Source organism: Glutamicibacter endophyticus (assembly GCF_048457885.1).
In the GTDB taxonomy this organism is placed as follows: domain Bacteria; phylum Actinomycetota; class Actinomycetes; order Actinomycetales; family Micrococcaceae; genus Glutamicibacter; species Glutamicibacter endophyticus.
Genome location: NZ_CP174200.1, coordinates 1,488,900 through 1,505,242, shown reverse-complemented (window position 1 = coordinate 1,505,242; position 16,343 = coordinate 1,488,900). Strand labels below are relative to the sequence as shown.

At 60.7% G+C, this 16,343-nt stretch carries 9 protein-coding genes and 1 pseudogene; 1 reads left to right on the top strand and 9 read right to left on the bottom strand.

From position 1 onward, the window contains the following. Positions 1-147: 147 nt before the first annotated feature. The 4 genes and pseudogenes from ACJD00_RS07100 to ACJD00_RS07085 form a co-directional block, all read right to left on the bottom strand. Positions 148-1,506 carry a sugar transferase gene (locus ACJD00_RS07100; protein ID WP_418909104.1) on the bottom strand — a complete coding sequence of 453 codons (1,359 nt, stop codon included), beginning with the start codon at positions 1,504-1,506 and terminating at the stop codon, positions 148-150. Positions 1,507-1,838: 332 nt separating this feature from the next. Next, positions 1,839-4,466: a response regulator transcription factor gene (locus ACJD00_RS07095; RefSeq protein ID WP_418909103.1), complete on the bottom strand. Its 2,628-nt coding sequence runs from the start codon at positions 4,464-4,466 to the stop codon at positions 1,839-1,841. Positions 4,467-4,471: 5 nt separating this feature from the next. Next, the gene (locus ACJD00_RS07090) at positions 4,472-6,976 is read right to left on the bottom strand and encodes a helix-turn-helix transcriptional regulator (RefSeq protein WP_418909102.1); all 2,505 of its coding nucleotides are present in this window, start codon (positions 6,974-6,976) and stop codon (positions 4,472-4,474) included. Positions 6,977-7,561: 585 nt separating this feature from the next. After that, positions 7,562-7,702: pseudogene (locus ACJD00_RS07085) on the bottom strand (ISL3 family transposase); the annotation flags it as partial. Positions 7,703-7,998: 296 nt separating this feature from the next. On the opposite strand from ACJD00_RS07085, the gene ACJD00_RS07080 reads away from it, so the two are divergent. Continuing rightward, on the top strand, positions 7,999-8,505 hold the full coding sequence (locus ACJD00_RS07080; protein ID WP_418909101.1) for a DinB family protein: 507 nt from the start codon (positions 7,999-8,001) through the stop codon (positions 8,503-8,505). Between the two features lie 175 nt (positions 8,506-8,680). On the opposite strand, the gene ACJD00_RS07075 is transcribed toward ACJD00_RS07080, so the two are convergent. From ACJD00_RS07075 to ACJD00_RS07055, 5 genes are all read right to left on the bottom strand, one after another. Next, a complete protein-coding gene (locus ACJD00_RS07075) occupies positions 8,681-10,105 on the bottom strand; it encodes a glycerophosphodiester phosphodiesterase (RefSeq protein ID WP_418909100.1) in 1,425 nt (474 codons plus the stop codon). Between the two features lie 23 nt (positions 10,106-10,128). Further along, complete coding sequence (locus ACJD00_RS07070; RefSeq protein WP_418909099.1) at positions 10,129-13,623, bottom strand: PKD domain-containing protein; 3,495 nt, start codon at positions 13,621-13,623, stop codon at positions 10,129-10,131. A gap of 11 nt (positions 13,624-13,634) precedes the next feature. Next, a complete protein-coding gene (locus ACJD00_RS07065) occupies positions 13,635-14,444 on the bottom strand; it encodes a hypothetical protein (RefSeq protein WP_418909098.1) in 810 nt (269 codons plus the stop codon). 25 nt (positions 14,445-14,469) lie between these two features. Beyond that, positions 14,470-14,910 (bottom strand): adenylyltransferase/cytidyltransferase family protein, encoded by a 441-nt coding sequence (locus ACJD00_RS07060; RefSeq protein ID WP_418909097.1) that lies wholly within the window; start codon positions 14,908-14,910, stop codon positions 14,470-14,472. Between the two features lie 62 nt (positions 14,911-14,972). Then, entirely contained in the window at positions 14,973-16,163 is a 1,191-nt protein-coding gene (locus ACJD00_RS07055; protein WP_418909096.1) for a DUF1972 domain-containing protein, read from the bottom strand. Positions 16,164-16,343: the final 180 nt, after the last annotated feature.

Sequence of the window (16,343 nt, the reverse complement as noted above, 5' to 3'; positions counted from 1 at the left end):
GGTTCTTAGCCTAACCACAAAATTCCCGTGTTCATGCCGAAAAATCGCATATTACGCTTAAAAACGGCGTCGCTTGTGAAAGTTTTCACTAATGCCGTACTGTGCTGTTATAGTTTGATTTGTGCGTGTACCCGGCGGCCCGCTTCTTCAGTAGGCGCCAGCCGGTCGCACCATGGCTTTGAAAGTGTGCCACATGATGATGACATCGCCGAGCACCGACCAGTTCTCCACGTAGTAGAGATCTAGTCGCACACTCTCCTCCCAGCTAAGGTCGCTGCGACCGTTCACCTGCCAGAGCCCGGTTAAGCCTGGACGAATCAATAGCCGTCGGAAGGTCCGATACTCGTAGGCCTCCACTTCATTGCGTAGCGGCGGGCGCGGTCCAACGAGCGACATATCACCGCGCAACACATTGAAGATCTGCGGGAGCTCATCGAGCGAAAACTTACGTAAGAACGTTCCTACCCGCGTTACTCGCGGATCTTGATGCAACTTGAAGAGCGGACCGGCGCCCTCGTTGAAGTTCTTGAGCTCGTCGAGACGCTGTTCCGCGTCAGCGACCATGGTTCGGAACTTGTACATCACGAAACCTTCGCCGGCCTTCCCCACTCGCCGTTGCGCGAAAATCACGGGGCCTGGAGAGTCCAGATACACCGCCACGGCAATGACTCCCAACAACGGACATAACACCACCAATGCAACGGTGGAAAGCACCACATCGATAAGTCTCTTGATCCACCAACGCGTACCGGTAAACGACGGAGGATCCACGTGAATTAGCGGTAGCCCCTCCACCGGTCGCAGCTTGATGCGCGGACCGGCCACGTTGGTCAGCGACGAGGCAAGTATGAGTTCGGTACCCGTAGCTTCCAGATCCCACCCGAGATTTTGCACCGCAGCACTCCCTGCTTGCAGCTGTCCGGCAACCATAACCGCATCCGCCCCGTGGGCTTCGATCAGGGAATCCAAATCATCAAAGTTGTAGGAGACAAACACCCCGGGTAGCTGCAATGAGGTCCCGGTGTCTTCCACGGCAGCCACCACCTCGTACACACTCGCTGATTTGTTTCTAATCTGACGTACTAGGTAGGAGATGTCGTTCGCCGCACCCACCACGACAACGCGTGAAAGCACGGCGCCTCGACGAGCTCTGAAGTGCAGGATACGGCGCAAGAGCCAACGCTCGAGACAGATTGTCACCATCCCCGGGAGCACGCCTAACAGAACAAGTTCGGCCCGCAAGGGCTCCCCGATCGCTAGTACCGAGATCGCCACGAGCCCGGCGGTCAGCAAACTCGCCTCGAGCACCCGTTTATATTCGTCAGACCCGACCCCAAGAATTTGCGATTGCCGCGCACCTTTAAGCGAGAGCACCGCAATCCACAGCAGGGCCACCATCGCTACGGCCGCAAGGTGCGCCACCTTCGCATTTGAGATCGCCGCTCCACTGGCACCAACGAGCCACGAACAGATCACCAGTGCATCAAGAACGTAGATGAGTCGCACCCAGCGGCGCCTTCGTGTGCGGGCGGGCGCCCAGACGGCTCGCCGCTCCGCCCGCGCCAACGATGTCCACGGCATCGACAGCGCCGTGACAGGACTTGATTGTGGTTCCCCAAAACCACTGACCATGTGCCACACTCCCCCAGTGAATGAGCCATCGTGGCAAGCCATTTCTTTCGGCAACGGACCCGGATTGCGAGTCTTGTCCGTTCTTCGTCAGATACGTCTCGCCCTCTTTGTTCTCAACTTAGGCAGGAACAACCGGCTATTCACGCGAGGTTTACCCGTAATTTACTTGTCTTTAAGAGGATGCGCTATCGGTGGACTACTTACTGCTACTTGTTTCGCCCGCTCCTGCTACCCGAAGCTGCGGAACGTAGGCCAACGAATTGTCCTAGTTCGCTACGTTCACCGAGTCCGAGCTTGGCAAAGGCCCGGTATAGGTGTCCTTCCACGGTGCGCACCGATAGGTTGAGCTCGGCCGCTATATGTCGGTTGCCTTCGCCGTTGGCCGCAAGGGAGGCGGTCTGTAGTTCGCGCTCGGATAGGCCGTGTTCAGTGAGCGTCCGAGCGACAAAGACTGGCGCATTTTTCCACGAAGACCTTGTGTAAAGCCATCGCCGCGCCCAGACGCGATCACCCTCAGTGGCGTCCTTCGAGATCAGTATCGCGGTACATGCCACCACTGCAAGGCCCGCCATCTGCCCGTGAACCTGCTCTTTGAGCTTAGCCACCGCGTCCGGACCACCTTTCTGGGCAGCGAACATGATCGTGGCCATGACGCCAGGTACCCCTTCACCCACCGCAGGCTCAACCTTTGCTAAGGCCCCGATTTCGCTGGCCATTTCTTCCGCTGACAGGGTCTCAAAATTGCAGTACACGCTCCAATGCCCCACAACGGCCATAATCGGCAGAGCCTGCGCCCGAAGACGCTCGAGTTGCTCTCTCAGGTCTGCCGATTGTTTACGGTAGATGGCTAGCTCACCGAGCCGCGCGTACTCACGGTAGATCAGCGGCTCAGTATCGAGAATGTCTTCGACTCTTAAGGCTAAGTCCCGCCAGTCATGGCGGCCTCGCAAATGCGGCTGCCGAAGGAAGGCGCTGGTCACGCAGATACAGGCCAGCTGATAGGCATCCGCGGCCAGTGCGTCTAGCGCGGCTGCCGCCAGTCCATCAACCGTGCCAAGAAAGTCTCCCTCGTGTTCGAGAGCTCGTGCGCGTTCGAGCCCCTGTAGGCCGGCGGCCATGCGTCCGAGGTCGTTGGCTCCTTCCAGATATCGAGAGCGGGTTTCTTCGCTGGTGTCATGGCAGGATCCTTGCATTGTTTCGCGAATAAATAGCACCGCGGCCAGGCGTTGACGAACCGCGAGGTTCGTAATCTCGCCCAGTCGAGCTTCCAAGCCCCGAATTGCCTGGTGGAAGACCGGCAAGAGCATCATCTCCAAACCCGCCACCGCGGCAAGTGCTAGGACGTCGCGCGACGGGTTCGCCTCGAGAATCTGGGTCAGGGCGTGCGCTCGTGCGTGCGGGTTGAGCTCCTCTGTCAGCGTCACGAGCAGTTCGATGCGCAGGTTCATTGCTGTCCCGCCACGCTCACGGTCGTGTCCGGCGATTCTGTTCAGGTTCTCCAGTGCACGCTTACGTGGTCCGGCCGTGGCGGTACCGACCGTGAGCAAGGAGATCCACCGCTCGCACAGTGCGTCGAGTTGTTCGTCATCCAGTGGTTGGTCGGCTAAGAGTTCGAGTCCGTGGAAGGCCTCGACATGCCGTCTGAGTCCGGCGAGCGCTACGAGTCGTTCGAGTTCGCAATAGAAATCTTGCCGTTCGCCGACGCTTCGCTCCGTGAGCCCGCGTGCCCCCTGGTAATCACCCTCATTATTCGCCAGCGCGGCAGCATCAGCGACACGCTGGATTTCGGGTGTCTCACCCACCGAAAGAGCCCACCAAACGGGTTGCCAGCGCCCCGAGCTTTCGAATTGCAGCTGCTCATTCCATGCGACATATAACCGGCGCGAGTGGGAAGGGGGCACCAGCCTCCGGACGGCTCCAATCACCCACTGTGAGCTGAGTTCAACAATTCCATCGGCATGCTGCGTGAGCAGACCGTTAAGCCCTTCCAGTGTCAGGGCATCTGGCACCAGATGTGTCAGCTTTACACCCGGCACTCCCCCCGAGAGTGCGAGAGCCACGACCGTATCAAGAGCCTCGGCGGAGAGCCCGCGCAGGATTTCCCATACTCTTCGATACATCTGAGCATCGTCCCAGAGCTCTTCAAGCCCCAAGAGGAGTCGGCCCGCGGCGACATGGTGTAGCTCGTGGACGCGAACGAGTTCAATTACTAGTTCGACCAATTCAAGGAGGCCGCCGGTGGCCCGATAGACGGCATGGATGGTCCCCGGGGTGGGTCTGTGCCCAAAGGCTGCGGACAGCTCGGCTTCGATCTCTGCAAGGCTTAGTGCACCAAGCGCAAGTGTTGGCAAATTGCCTAAGGCGCTGAGTGGTTCAAGGTTCTCTAACATGTTGATCGCATGTGAGGCGCATAGCGCTAGGTCCACGTCGCCTCCCTGTGTCAGTTGAGTAAGCACGTACGCCGATTCGGCATCCAGATATTCCCCGTCTTCGATCAGCACAAGCACACGTTGCTGATTGGACTGCACGAGTCCTGCAACATAACTGCCGATCTGACGCAGGGCCGAGGCAAAATCCGGTGCAGTGGGCTCCTGATCAATCAGATGCTTAAAGGCACCGAAAGGCTCGGTCCGGGCCTCGGGCTGACACCGTAGGCGGACTGCCCGGTTGTTTCCGCCCGCGGCGTTATAGGCGCCGTGCAGCGCATCGGCAAACTGACCGGGGCCGGCACCAAATGGGCAGACCACCCCGATGGCGTGAAGCTCCGACGAGCTCAGTAACTTGAGGGCCGCCTGTACGTGATGTCCGGCGTGCTGGGTATGGTCGGACTCCATGGGACTCAGGGCTCCTGTGCCCGAGCAGGCAACAATAGGTTGCGTAACTCGCGCCGATTGCGGATGTTGAGCTTGGTATGAATTTGGTAGAGGTGTCCTTCGACCGTACGCACCGAGATGTTGCAGGACTGGGCGATCTGAGCATTGCGTAGACCGTTTGCGGCAAGCTCGGCGATCGCCAACTCACGTGGGGTGAGCACCTTGCTCCATTGCTTCTCGGAAGCCACAGCACGTGGTGCCGAAGGATCCACTCCGGCGGCAACAGGTAAGAAGTGTCGTAGCCGTTCGGTTTGTTCCCCCATGATCTGGTGGACCCGGCGTCGTGTGGCGACGTCCGGGTGGGCCTGAGCGTGGAGCAAGAACTCGACCTGATACCGCTGGCCACGGCTCGCCAGTTTGGTGCGCAGAGCGAATCCGGCAGCAGTGTCGCCTGTGCTTTCCGCGACCGCTAGATCTCTGAGAAGACGTACCAACGAACTTTCTTCACTGGATGGCAATGCCTCGAATTCTTCAACGGACACCTCCTGTCCCAAGGCGAGGAGAACTCCGAGTGACTCGGCGGCGCAGAACCCGAATCCGGCCGCGACGGCCCGGTGGGATAGATCTTCGAGGATCTGTACGTGCTCCGGATGCCTGCGATAACTCAGTACCACGGCTGCTAGTTGAGCAACGGACCAGCTATTGAGTGTAAGTTCCGTTGGTCGCGCCAGTTGCAATAGTTCAGCGATACTTGCCGTTGTTAGCCGAGTCTCGGGAGGTTCGGCTGCCAGTTGCAGGCAACGGGTCATCAGCGGGATCATTTCCTTGCGGTTGATCGCTTCCTGCACCGCCAACATGCGCGCGAGCTGTTGGGCACATTCAAGCCGTCCCAAACGCAAGGCTCTGATGCAGGCGAAGTAGGTGACAAATGATTCGGCAGCCGCATCGGCCTGTGGCGATCGGAGTGCAAAGTTATCGACGCGCTGTGCAGTCGCCCAGTCGTAGGTCCGGGCCGCAACTGCTTCGGCCAGAAAAACCATGGGCGAGAACAAGAGGCGGAACCGGCTATCGTGACGGCGTTCGGACAATCGCTGGATATCCCTAACGGCGAAGGAGAGAAGTTTTCCAGCCTTAGTTTCGTATCCTTCCTGAGCCCATCGGTATGCAACACAGAGCAACGCGATAAGTCGATGAGCTTCATCGCTCCAGGGCGTTGCTTCCAGCGCAGCGCTCGGGGCATCGATCGCTTCCGCTCGAACACCGACCGGGGGCAGGTGACCTTGGCGTATAGCGGCATACCAGCCAAGGATTTGAGCCTGCTCACGCCATTTCGAGCGCTGAATATCGCTGAGCTCGTTTGGTACGGCCACCTCGTGGGACGCGACTTCATCCCACCGAGTCAGTCCAGCTGCGGCAGAACGACGAGCCAAGTCTGCCACCAGGCGGATCTCTGCCGTTGCTTCGGCTAACTGAGGCTGAAGATTTGTGAGCCGATCATACGCAACTTCGTAACAGGCGGCGGAAATCTGTTTGACTGCCAACTCGACTTCGCCAGCCAAGCTCGCTTTGATCACTGAGCCAGCGGGCACGATACGGCCCGGCCCCTTACGGCGTACAAGATCCAATGCCAGTAGTCCGTCCAGCGCTTCAAGGTCGCCGGGCGTATGCAGCAGCTCGCTGAGATAGATTCCACCTTGTCGCACAACACGTTGGAACAGGCCCTTTTCGGCAGCGGAAAGGGCCGATAGGTCGAGTTCGGACGTTTGCGGGCAGAGAACCGGGGTCGTCAGCCCCCAGTATCCATACTGTTCGATGAGATGTCGCGCGCGGATATCGGCCCGCAACGCGCTGTCGAGAACATCGAGATCTCCCCTACTCATTGCCCAGTAGTGGGCACCCACCTCCGGCGTTCGCTGACCTTCCAGTCGTTCAGCGAGATACTGTTCCAGTTCGGATCGGTTCAGTAGCGGCATATTGACCACGCGTAGTTCGCCGTGGCGTAACAGATTATCCACAGCAGGATCTAAGCCATCGCGCCGATCCACGAAAAGGATCAGCAAGAGGTGCCCGGTTTGAGCCAGCGTGGTCAGCAGTCGGCTGCTTCGTGGGTCGAGTGCTCTAGCATTCTCGATTAGCACCGGAACGCGTTCGTTTCCATAGTGTTGGAGCTTTTGGCGGAGCACGTGCATGACTTCGGCGTCACTGGCGTGCTCGTCAATCGGCGCGGTAGCCAGCAAAAAGAGTATGGCCCCGAGATCAATATGCTGGGAGAAGCGACTGCAGGTAATGCGAAGTAGCGGTCGGTCTCCCACAAGGCGCGCAATGGCATCGTGAGCCAAGGCTCGGTAACGCGAACCTGTGCCAGTGACGAGCACATAGCCCCTGCCTGGCGCAGATGGATCAAAGGATCCAATCGTTTCATTAATCTTCCGGGTAGCTGTTTGGCTCAGCGCACTGTCCCAGCGCTGTTCTGTATCGGTTCGAGCCGAAAAGTGCCCGGAGATATCCCCCAATATCGTCGTGCTATTCATCTTTCCTCCATGGCGCCCCAGCAACACGGAGTTATTAGAACGTTTCCCCAAAAACGTCCAACTGTGGCGAGTGCCACAAGACTACCGCTAATCAAAGTCAAGTTCTACCATTCGCTAAATCCCATCCCGCGAATGAGCAAGGTTTTCTTCAAGAGATCCCTCAGAAGACTCGTGGACTCCGAAATTTTTACTCAGCCAAGGAACAACGGCATCCCACAGTTTCAGAAGGTCATCAGCCTCAACGCAAAATCCTCACGCCTTCCGCACCTCATGGCGATCGGCTGCAGATACAACCATCTATGCCTCGCGGTGGTGGTTATTTATAGCAAGCAATCACTAAACTGCTTCCGCAGGGCCGGTTTCCCGAGAACCCGGAGAATTACATGACGCCTAGAATCAAATGATCCAGATTTGATCTCCGAGTCCTACATCGGTCATTACGAAACGTCCAAAAGGAACGCCCGCTACTAGGACCGAACAGGATCGGAGATGACCGTTGAATACGTATACACCACATAGAATTACGTTGATAGCATTTCCTTTGTCGGTCATGCTGGCTCCTTACGCTAAAGGGTGAAGCTGAAGTCAGAAGCCGCCTGTGGCGAATAGTGATCTGGCAATGCAGTTCGTCAGCTTGCGATGGAAGAGAGCTGATCCGCGCAGTGGCTCGAGACGGCCGCCGATCGCGTCTGTGGGTGCGTCGGACGAGCCGTGCCAGTCGAAGTATCGGTCGGGCTCGATCATCCGGTGCCCGGGAATCGCCCGATTGCATTCCAACCGCTGCTCATTCAGCTCTAGCCCGAGGTGATCAAGACGAGCACAAACTGTCGGGTCGGGGCCGGCGAAGGTAGCGTCAGACACGTCGAGCGCACCAGATGGAGGTCCTAGTGTGCCTCATCTTCGGGGGTCCTCGACCTTGACTAGGCCATCGAGGTCCCGCCTGGATTACGTGCTCAACTGCGACTGCGAAAAGCCCCAATAGCGCCTAGTACGTGGGCCGGACCGCGTGCTACCTTTGGCTCATGAGTAGACCCAGTGAGATCCTCGGCACCGTGGTCGGCGCCAGCGAGCGCGAGCAGCTTGATACGTTCCTGGACTACCTGCGCGACGCCGTCGTACGCAAGGCTCGCGGAGTGTCCGAGGAGGACGCCCGGCGTAGCCCGGTGCCGACCGGCACGAACCTCGGAGGCCTGATCAAACACCTGCGATGGGTGGAACTGGGCGCGTTCGCCCAACAGATCGGTCAGATCCCCGCCGCCGAATTGCCCACCCCGCCGTGGACCGAGGACGATCCGGAGGCCGACCTGCATCTGGACCCGAACGAAAAGCTCGAGGAGGTCATCGGCGACTACCAGGCGGCGTGCGCTCGCTCCCGCGAGATCGCCGCCCAACACAGCCTCGACTACGCACCGCCGGGCAGCGAAATGACGTTGCGGTGGGTGTACCTGCACGTGATCCTAGAGACGGGCCGGCACGCAGGCCACGCAGACATTTTGCGTGAATTGATCGACGGTAGCGCCGGCGACTGACGGTTCGCGGCCCGTCGTCGGAGGAGCCACCTCTGTGACCGCGCCCCGGCATCCGTAGCAACGAGACTATTTGTCGGACTCGGCAACCGTACGCCGGAGAATCGTCCCGTTGGGAGCCAACTCCAGCCCGGAGATTACTGTCCCATTTCTGGCTCCTCCTCTCCATGGATTGGAGCTAGCTCGCCTTCGGATGAATACGCACCTTGCGAAACTGCACCGGGACCCCTTCAGGTATCAGCGACAGTAGCGACACATAATCCGTGGCCAAAGGCTCGCGCATTGCTACCGAGCCGATCTGCTCGCCATCTCGGCGGAGCACCAACCCTTCCTCGCTGCCCTGTACCTCCAACTCCACCCACTGACCTGCCGATAAGGGCGCGCCCTGAGCGCCGAAGAGCCGGCGCATGCCCGAGCCCGTGCAACACCACAGGGACAGCTCCCCCGAAGCGGAGAGCTGTAGATGATATCCGGTACGCTGGCTATCTTCGAAGGCACGGTAAGGCTTATCGGTCGGCACGGCGAAAGCCACCCCGGCCACGGGGTTTCCTCCGGATAATGTCGGCCAGCGTAGCTGGCACCTAATGGATCCTAAGCTCTCGGAAGCTACGTGAAGCGAGCCGAGCGTGTAGCTGTTTTTCCGCGCCGCAGGAAGCTCCACGGCACCAAGTTCCCGTCGGAATACCGGCTGGGCGGACCAGGACAACGCATCGGGCAGGTCGCCGGCCGCACGTCGGCCCGAGGCGAAGTCGTCGCTACGAGGTCCGGAAGTTCTGGTCTTGCCCGGAGCGACGTACAGCAGATTCGAGCACATCATCCCGCGCACCCCTAGGGCTGCGAAGTGTTCGCTTTGCCAGCGGGTGTGGATCTCCCAGCAGATCACCGGTTTGCCGCTGTCCACGAGCGTTTTGACCTGCTCGTCACTGGCCGAATCGTGAACACCGAGTAGGTCAAAGTCCTTGGCCAGCGTTCCGGCCAACTCAATGGTGTCCGGCGCGAAATATCCCCAAACTGGGTAGCCCCTTTCGGCGGCCAACTCCCTGCCGGCGGCGGTACTGTTCTGCTTCCACACGATGGCGTCCTTGGCCTGCGGCCACCTGTCTAATTCCTCAAGCAGTTGCACGGCGTGGGCCCCGGTTTTGTCTTCGATAAACAGCACGCAACGGCCTGCCAGTTCCTCCATGACGGACTCGAGCCGCGGAATAGGCCGCACCGGCGTGGCCGGGCCAAGCCACTGGCGGGCATCGTTTCGCACCCCTTGGAGCTCAGCAAAGGAAGTCTGCGCGATCAGCCGGTCTTCACCGGTTAACCGCTCTAGATTCGCGTCATGATGGCAGACAAAGATCCCATCGCTAGTGCGGTGCACCGACAGTTCCACCGCGGCGGCCCCGTGCGCGGCGGCCTGCCGGTAGGAGTGCAGCGTATGTTCGGTCCAGTTATCTCCCGAGCCGCGATGGGCAATAACGAATTGCTCCTGGTTCAGCATCGAGCGCACACTCGGCGCGGTAGCCGAGCGTGCGCAAGAAACTAAGGAGCCGGCGAGCGCGGTCATGGGCACCAGCGACAAAAGTTGTCGCCGGGTGAGCCCTGATGGGGTTGCCATGACCGGCGCCTGCCCGCTACCGGTTAGGGCACTTCGACGATCAGGTCGTCGAAGGCCGCGGTCACCGGAGTATTGCTGGCGCTACCCGAGACGTAGATGCGGGCGCGCACCCCGCCGGCTGCTTGGAGCGCGGCTTCGGAGTCCGTTGCTTCCACTTGCCATTCGGGCGGCTCATTGGTTCCGTCCTTCCAGACCTTGGCCCCTAGTGCGGTCGGCGAGGTGCCATCGGCTTGGATTTTCAGCCACAGTTTCTGACCGGCCTGATATTCCAGCGAGGGAAGCGAGACCGAATCGAGGAAGGTTTCGTTTCCTTGGAACATCTTGTCGAGGATCAGCAGCCCGGAGCCGTCTGAGGAGATCCGTAGTTTGAGCTGGTACTGGTTACCGCCATCCTGGTAGCGCGGTGAGAAGTAGAGATAGCTGCCTCCCCCGTTGGCAACCTTGTCCAGTGTCACGCTCACCGTGCCGGTAACCTCGGCTCCGGCGAGGGTCGGTAGCGTCGCGCCGGGCCCATGCCCTGGAGAACCGGCCACGAGTTTGCCGGTGCCCGAGGAGACGAAGATCGACGCGGCACTCGAGGTACGCGCCCAACTGCCTCCAACATCGGCCGTGCCCCAGCCACCGGTGTCGCTCCGACCGAATGCGTCGGCCGCCAGCGGACCGGGCGGGATCGTAGCCTCGACCGTGCGTGTGGCACTATCCGAAGCTCCCTGCGGATCGGTGACGGTCAGGGTGATTTGGTAGCTTCCGGCGCTGGCGTAGTGGTGCGTTGCCGTGGCCCCGGTACCGTTCTCGCCATCACCAAAGTCCCATGCGTAGGACAGTTGTCCGCCCTCGGGATCAGTGGATCCCCTGCCGTCTACCGACACATCGAGGTTCTCCATGTTCGCGGTGAACGATGCGGTCGGTGTCTGGTTTGGCGGGCTGACCGTCACCTGTTTGCTGGCGGTACCGGTGGCGCCCTTGTTATCGGTGACCGTGAGTTTGACCGTATAGGTCCCGGCCGCGGCGTAGGTATGGGTAGCGGAAACGCCGGTGCCGGTGGCCCCGTCCCCAAAGTCCCATGCGTAGGAGGCAATGTTGCCATCGGGGTCGCTGGATTCGCTGCCATTCACCGTTAGTTTCAGCGCCTGTGTGTCACTGCTGAACTTTGCGGTCGGCGACAGGTTCACGCTTTGTCCCTGCCCTGCGGCGTAGTGATCGGCGATCCTGGCGGCGCTCAACGCCCGCGGATAGACCGCGATCTCATCGACCTGACCGGCGAAGCCACTGGTGGGTGCCGATGGCCAGCCGCTCAGCCGATCCACGCCGAGCCGCCAGTAACCTTCCATTTCCAGGGCCGTGGTGGTGGAGGCCCGTGAGGCCACCTGAGCACCATCCACGTAGAGTCGCATCCCGTCGCTGCCTAGGGTTGCGACCACGTGATGCCACTTATTATCCGTGTAGGACGCCGATGAGGTGATGGTCCGCCGGGTTCCGCGCTCGGTGACTCCGAAGGACAGTCGTCCGAAGGAGTTGAGATAGGTCACCCGGTCGTAATTACGCGACGTGCCGGTCACCGCATCGGCGAATCCGATCAGTCGTCCGGTTTGTGTGACACCGGCTCGGAACCACAGTTCGGTACTAAACCTATTGGTGCGTACAGCGCGCACATCATTACCAGCGGTACCACTGCCGAGGGTGATGGCCGAACCGCTGCCGCCGGGAATTGTGGCACCATTGACTCGGCTAGCCGCACCAGTGAGGCTGAGGTCTTCGGCATTACTGGCGTCCACGACCGTATTCCCGTCGGTGGCTCGCACCGGCCAGTAGGCGGTGGGTTGGTCGGCTTTAATGACCGCCTCATAGTTGCCCACTGGTTGATCGCTGGTGGCCACGGTGATCGATACGGTGGAACTTCGGGCTTCCCTGCCGGTCGGGTCCACCGCAAAGATGCGGTAGCTGTGCGTGCTGCCGGGTGTCAGCCCGGTGTCGGTGTAGGAATGTCCCGGGCGCAGCCAGAAGTTCGACCGGCCGCTGGTGGTGTGAATCGGATTGCCGTTATTGCCATCGCGAATCACTCGATACTCCAACGTGGAATCATCCATGTCGCTAGCGGCCTGCCAGCGCACGCGCACCTCGCCTGCCTTATTGGAGGAGAGCGTGGGAACGAAGTTATTGCCTTGCGGTTCTGGGCCTCGCAGGTTGGGAGCCTTGGTGCTGTAACTGAAGCGCACCAGACCCTGCTGGTTCGTGTAGTTCGCCCGGAGGAACTCGCCACCGTAGACAATGTACTCATCGTTGCCGGTCACCGACCAGGGGCCCTGATACTGGCCGGTGAAATTACCGGTGCTCAAGGCGGGGAACCAGTTGCGCAACTGCGGATGTGGTAGCCCCTCAAAGTTGGTGTATCCGTGAATCTCGCGATCGATCGTGCCCACCGCTTCCTTGCCGAAAGCCAGCGCACGGTTATAGCTCCAGTTCACTTCCTGTGGGAAGCCTCCGACATTGCCGCAATAGTGTGGGTGTCCGGCAAGGTAGACCAGGTCGTTGGTGACGTGCACCGAATAGGTATCTCCGTGGCAGTCTTCAAGCCAACGGGTGCCGAGATCATCCCAGTCGATGGCCACAATACCTTCGAGGGTGGCCTGCCGCCCATAGGTGAAACCACTGGCATAGAAGGTGCGCTGGTCGCTGGCCAGCGAGGTGATCGCGCCATCGCCACCGACACCATTGCTCACATAGGCCGAGGCCTCATAGGCTAGCTTCTCTCCGGTCGCCGTTTCCACCACGGCCAGACCGCTGGCTTGATCGCCGGTGCCGTTGACCGTGTCGAAGTATCCACCGATGGCCAGCTTGGTGGCATCGGGCGAAAGCGTCAGCGAAGTGACCTGTCCTCCGGTGACCACCGGGCGGAAGGAAAGCAACGCGGCATCCGAGGCACGTACGGCGGCCACCTGTTCCCGCCAGGCAGCACCTACGCGGAAGAAGGATCCGCCAAAGAACACCGTGTCTCCGCGCGCAATGATCGAGTAGACGGTATTCGATGGTTGCGGGTCGAAGCCGGCGATGCGGGCGCCGGTGGCCGGATTCAGCGCCACCATACGTTCGGCCGGAGCTCCATTCAGGCTCGTAAAGTCGCCACCCACGTAGAGCCGCTCCCCGTCGGGTGAGGCCGCGAGGGATAGCACCTGGGCGTTAAAGGACGGTGCAAAGGAGGTGATCAACTCACCGGTCTTGATGTTGTAGGCCAGCAGATTATTGCGTGTCACCGTCTGTGTGCCGGGAGCCGCCCCGGCGGGACGAGCGGTGCCGAAATTACCACCGGCATAGACGATGTCACCGATGATGACCTGGGACCACACCACACCGTCAATTTGCACGGTGGGCAGGGCATCGGCGGTCACGGTCGGTGGTAACGCACTCGGATTCTCCGGGTGGGCGTCGGCTTGCGCCGCCGAAGGGATAGCCAGTAGCAGGGCGCCAGCGAGCGCCCAGACGCCGGCCGCTGCCCCACACCGGGTTAAGATGTTGCGCATGTTCATGCCTTTCACGCGCTCGGAGTGCCCGAGAGTTGTTGAATGTTCTCGCCGTTGCCGGTGCTAAAACGCAGGGTGATTTCTCCCGGTTTCGCCTCGGGCAGCGCGAAGAGATAGGTAGCCGTGGCGTTGCCTCCGGCCGCGAGTTTAGGCTCGAACGAGGAAGCGCGTGGGTCGGTAAGCGGAGTCAGCGGCGTGAGCTCGGCGCCGGCAAAGGCAAGGAGCTCGGTGTGGCTGAGGTCCAGTGCCTTCGTGCCACGGTTGTCCACCGTCACGGTGATCAGAACCGCTGGTCCGGCGACCTGCCCGATCCCTTCGGCCTCGGCCTTGGTCAGGGACAGTTCCTTGATCTTCATGTTGGCTGCGGTACCCACCGGGACCGTGGCTTCAAGAGGCACCGCCTTGGCGACCTCGGGTTGCTTGCGCGCCTGATCGGCGTCTTTGGCGACTTTCAGTCCGCCTCGAGCCTTCAGATCCTGCGGCTTATTTTCGGGCGCGGTGCCCGGTTTTGGCTCCGCGCTCGGCGTTGTTTCGCTTGCTTTGTCGGCAGTGTCTGGCTCCGCGGAGTTGGTTGCTCCATCTTTCTTACCGTGCAGTTTCGTGCTGGAGCCGTCGCTATCCTTCGTTGCTGCCGTCTTGGGCATTTCGGAGGTCGCCGGGGCGCGCACGTCCGGCACCTCTTGAGTGTTGGCACCCGGGGGCACAGCCGCACGTGGCGGTCCAGCGGAAGCCGCGCATCCGGCCAGCAGCAAGGTGGTTGCGGCCAATGCTGTCCAGCGAAGGGTCGGCGCCGAGGCTTCGGCGAGAGTTAGGTGTTTCATGTGGTGCCCCCGCAGTGATAGTGCTCTAGGCCCGGTGAATGCTTTCCCGGGGTTGACTCAGCGCGTTCAGGGCCACGCGCAGTTGAGTGCTTGAGGTGTGCATGGTGTAAGGGAAGTATTCGACCCTGACTCCGACGGTGGCGAAGCGCCGTTCGAGTTCGCGTCCCTTGCTGGTGCCCTTCCAGTCATCTCCCTTGAAGAACACGTGATAACCCAGATCCCGCCAGGCCTGAAGCCGGTCGGAACTGGTTTCGATGTACACCTGATCCACGAGCGAAATGTGCTCGACGATCTCGGCACGTTCCAGGGTGGGGATCACCGGCCGAGCACCCTTGGCGGCCTCGACCATCTCGTCACTGACCACGCCGGCCACGAGAAAATCGCAGCGGGCCTTGGCCTGCCGCAAAATGTTCAGGTGACCGATGTGGAAGAGGTCGAAAGCCCCTGCCGCGTAGCCAATAATCATGAGTTACTCCCCTGCCCTGTGCTCGTGTTGCCGGTGTAGACCAACCTTCCCCACAAACGGACTTAGGTCGGGCCGTGGTGGGCAATGGGCACGTCTTGGGCGCTCGGTCGAGCCATGAAGTGACGCCGCGAGCGTACGAGATCTTGGCAGAGCGCCTCATAACCGGCGGCGACCTGATCCCAGTCATAGGCTTCGGCCCGCTGGAGCGAGAGTTCTGCCCGATGCGCGACCTGTTCCGGCTGAGCTTCAGCGGCCTCGAATAACGTGGCCGCCTGCGCTGGGGTGGAGAAATAGGCGCCGGCAGCTCCGAGGACTTCGCGGTTGAAATTCACGTCAAAGGCATTGACCGCGGTCCCGGCCCCAATGGCGCGCAGCAATGACGGGTTAGTGCCGCCCACCGAATGCCCGTGCCAATACACCAGCGCGTGCGCGTACAGCTGGTCGAGTAGCTCTTGGTCCCATACTCCGCCGAGGAAGCGGACGTTTTCGGTGGCTGCCGCATGTACCGATTGCGTGTATTGCTCGGCGTAGGGAGCAGAGCCGACCACCACCAAGGGGTAGCGTGCCGCGGCCTTCGCATAACCTTGAACGATCAGGTGGACGTGATTTTCCGGCTCGAAGCGTGCCACCAATAGGTGGTAGCCACCCGGTGCTATGCCCAGCTCGGCTAGTTTCGCGTCTCCGGGTGCGTGAAGAACCGGGGCGCCGTAGGCGATCTGCCGTGTCGCGGCCTGATATCGCGTGGCGTAGTAGTCGGCGATCCCCCGGGCATCGGCGATCAGTTCACGCGATAGCCAGACGGCCAATCGTTCACACATCAGGTAGTAGCGCCGGCCCGTAGGACCCCATTTGGCGCGCCGGGATTCCAACCCGTCCACGTGGGTGGCGACCGGAATACCTGCGGCGTTCAGTAGCGGCAGCAGCGGCGCATTGGCCGCGTTGAAAACTATCGCTGCATCCGGGCGATGACGAACAGCATGGAGTATCGATAGAGCGCTGTGGCTCAGGGTTTCTAAACTTCGTCGGCGTAGCGCGGGCAGATGCACCAATTGCATGCCCAGGTAATTGTCGGTTCGTTCATCGCGGGCGACGCCACGGCAGTACACGGTGACCCGATGGCCTTTGGCTACCAGGCGCCGCCCGACTTCTTCGATCGCCGTCTCGAATCCGCCATAGCGGGCCGGGACACCTCTGGTACCGATGAGCGCGATGCTCAACGGCGCGGCAGAGTCCGCACGCCTACGACGTTGCATGTTGTTTCCCCCAAAATAAAACAACTACGGCGAGTGTTCACCGCCGCGCCTGCACGACGTAAAACCGAGGGCATCCCCATGCCTCGGCCGTGCCAACGTGCAGGTCCGTCGGTGGTAGCCCTGACCCTAGGGCTCAACCCCCTGTGCGGCACGGGTAGCGCACTACTTAGTTTGCTCGTG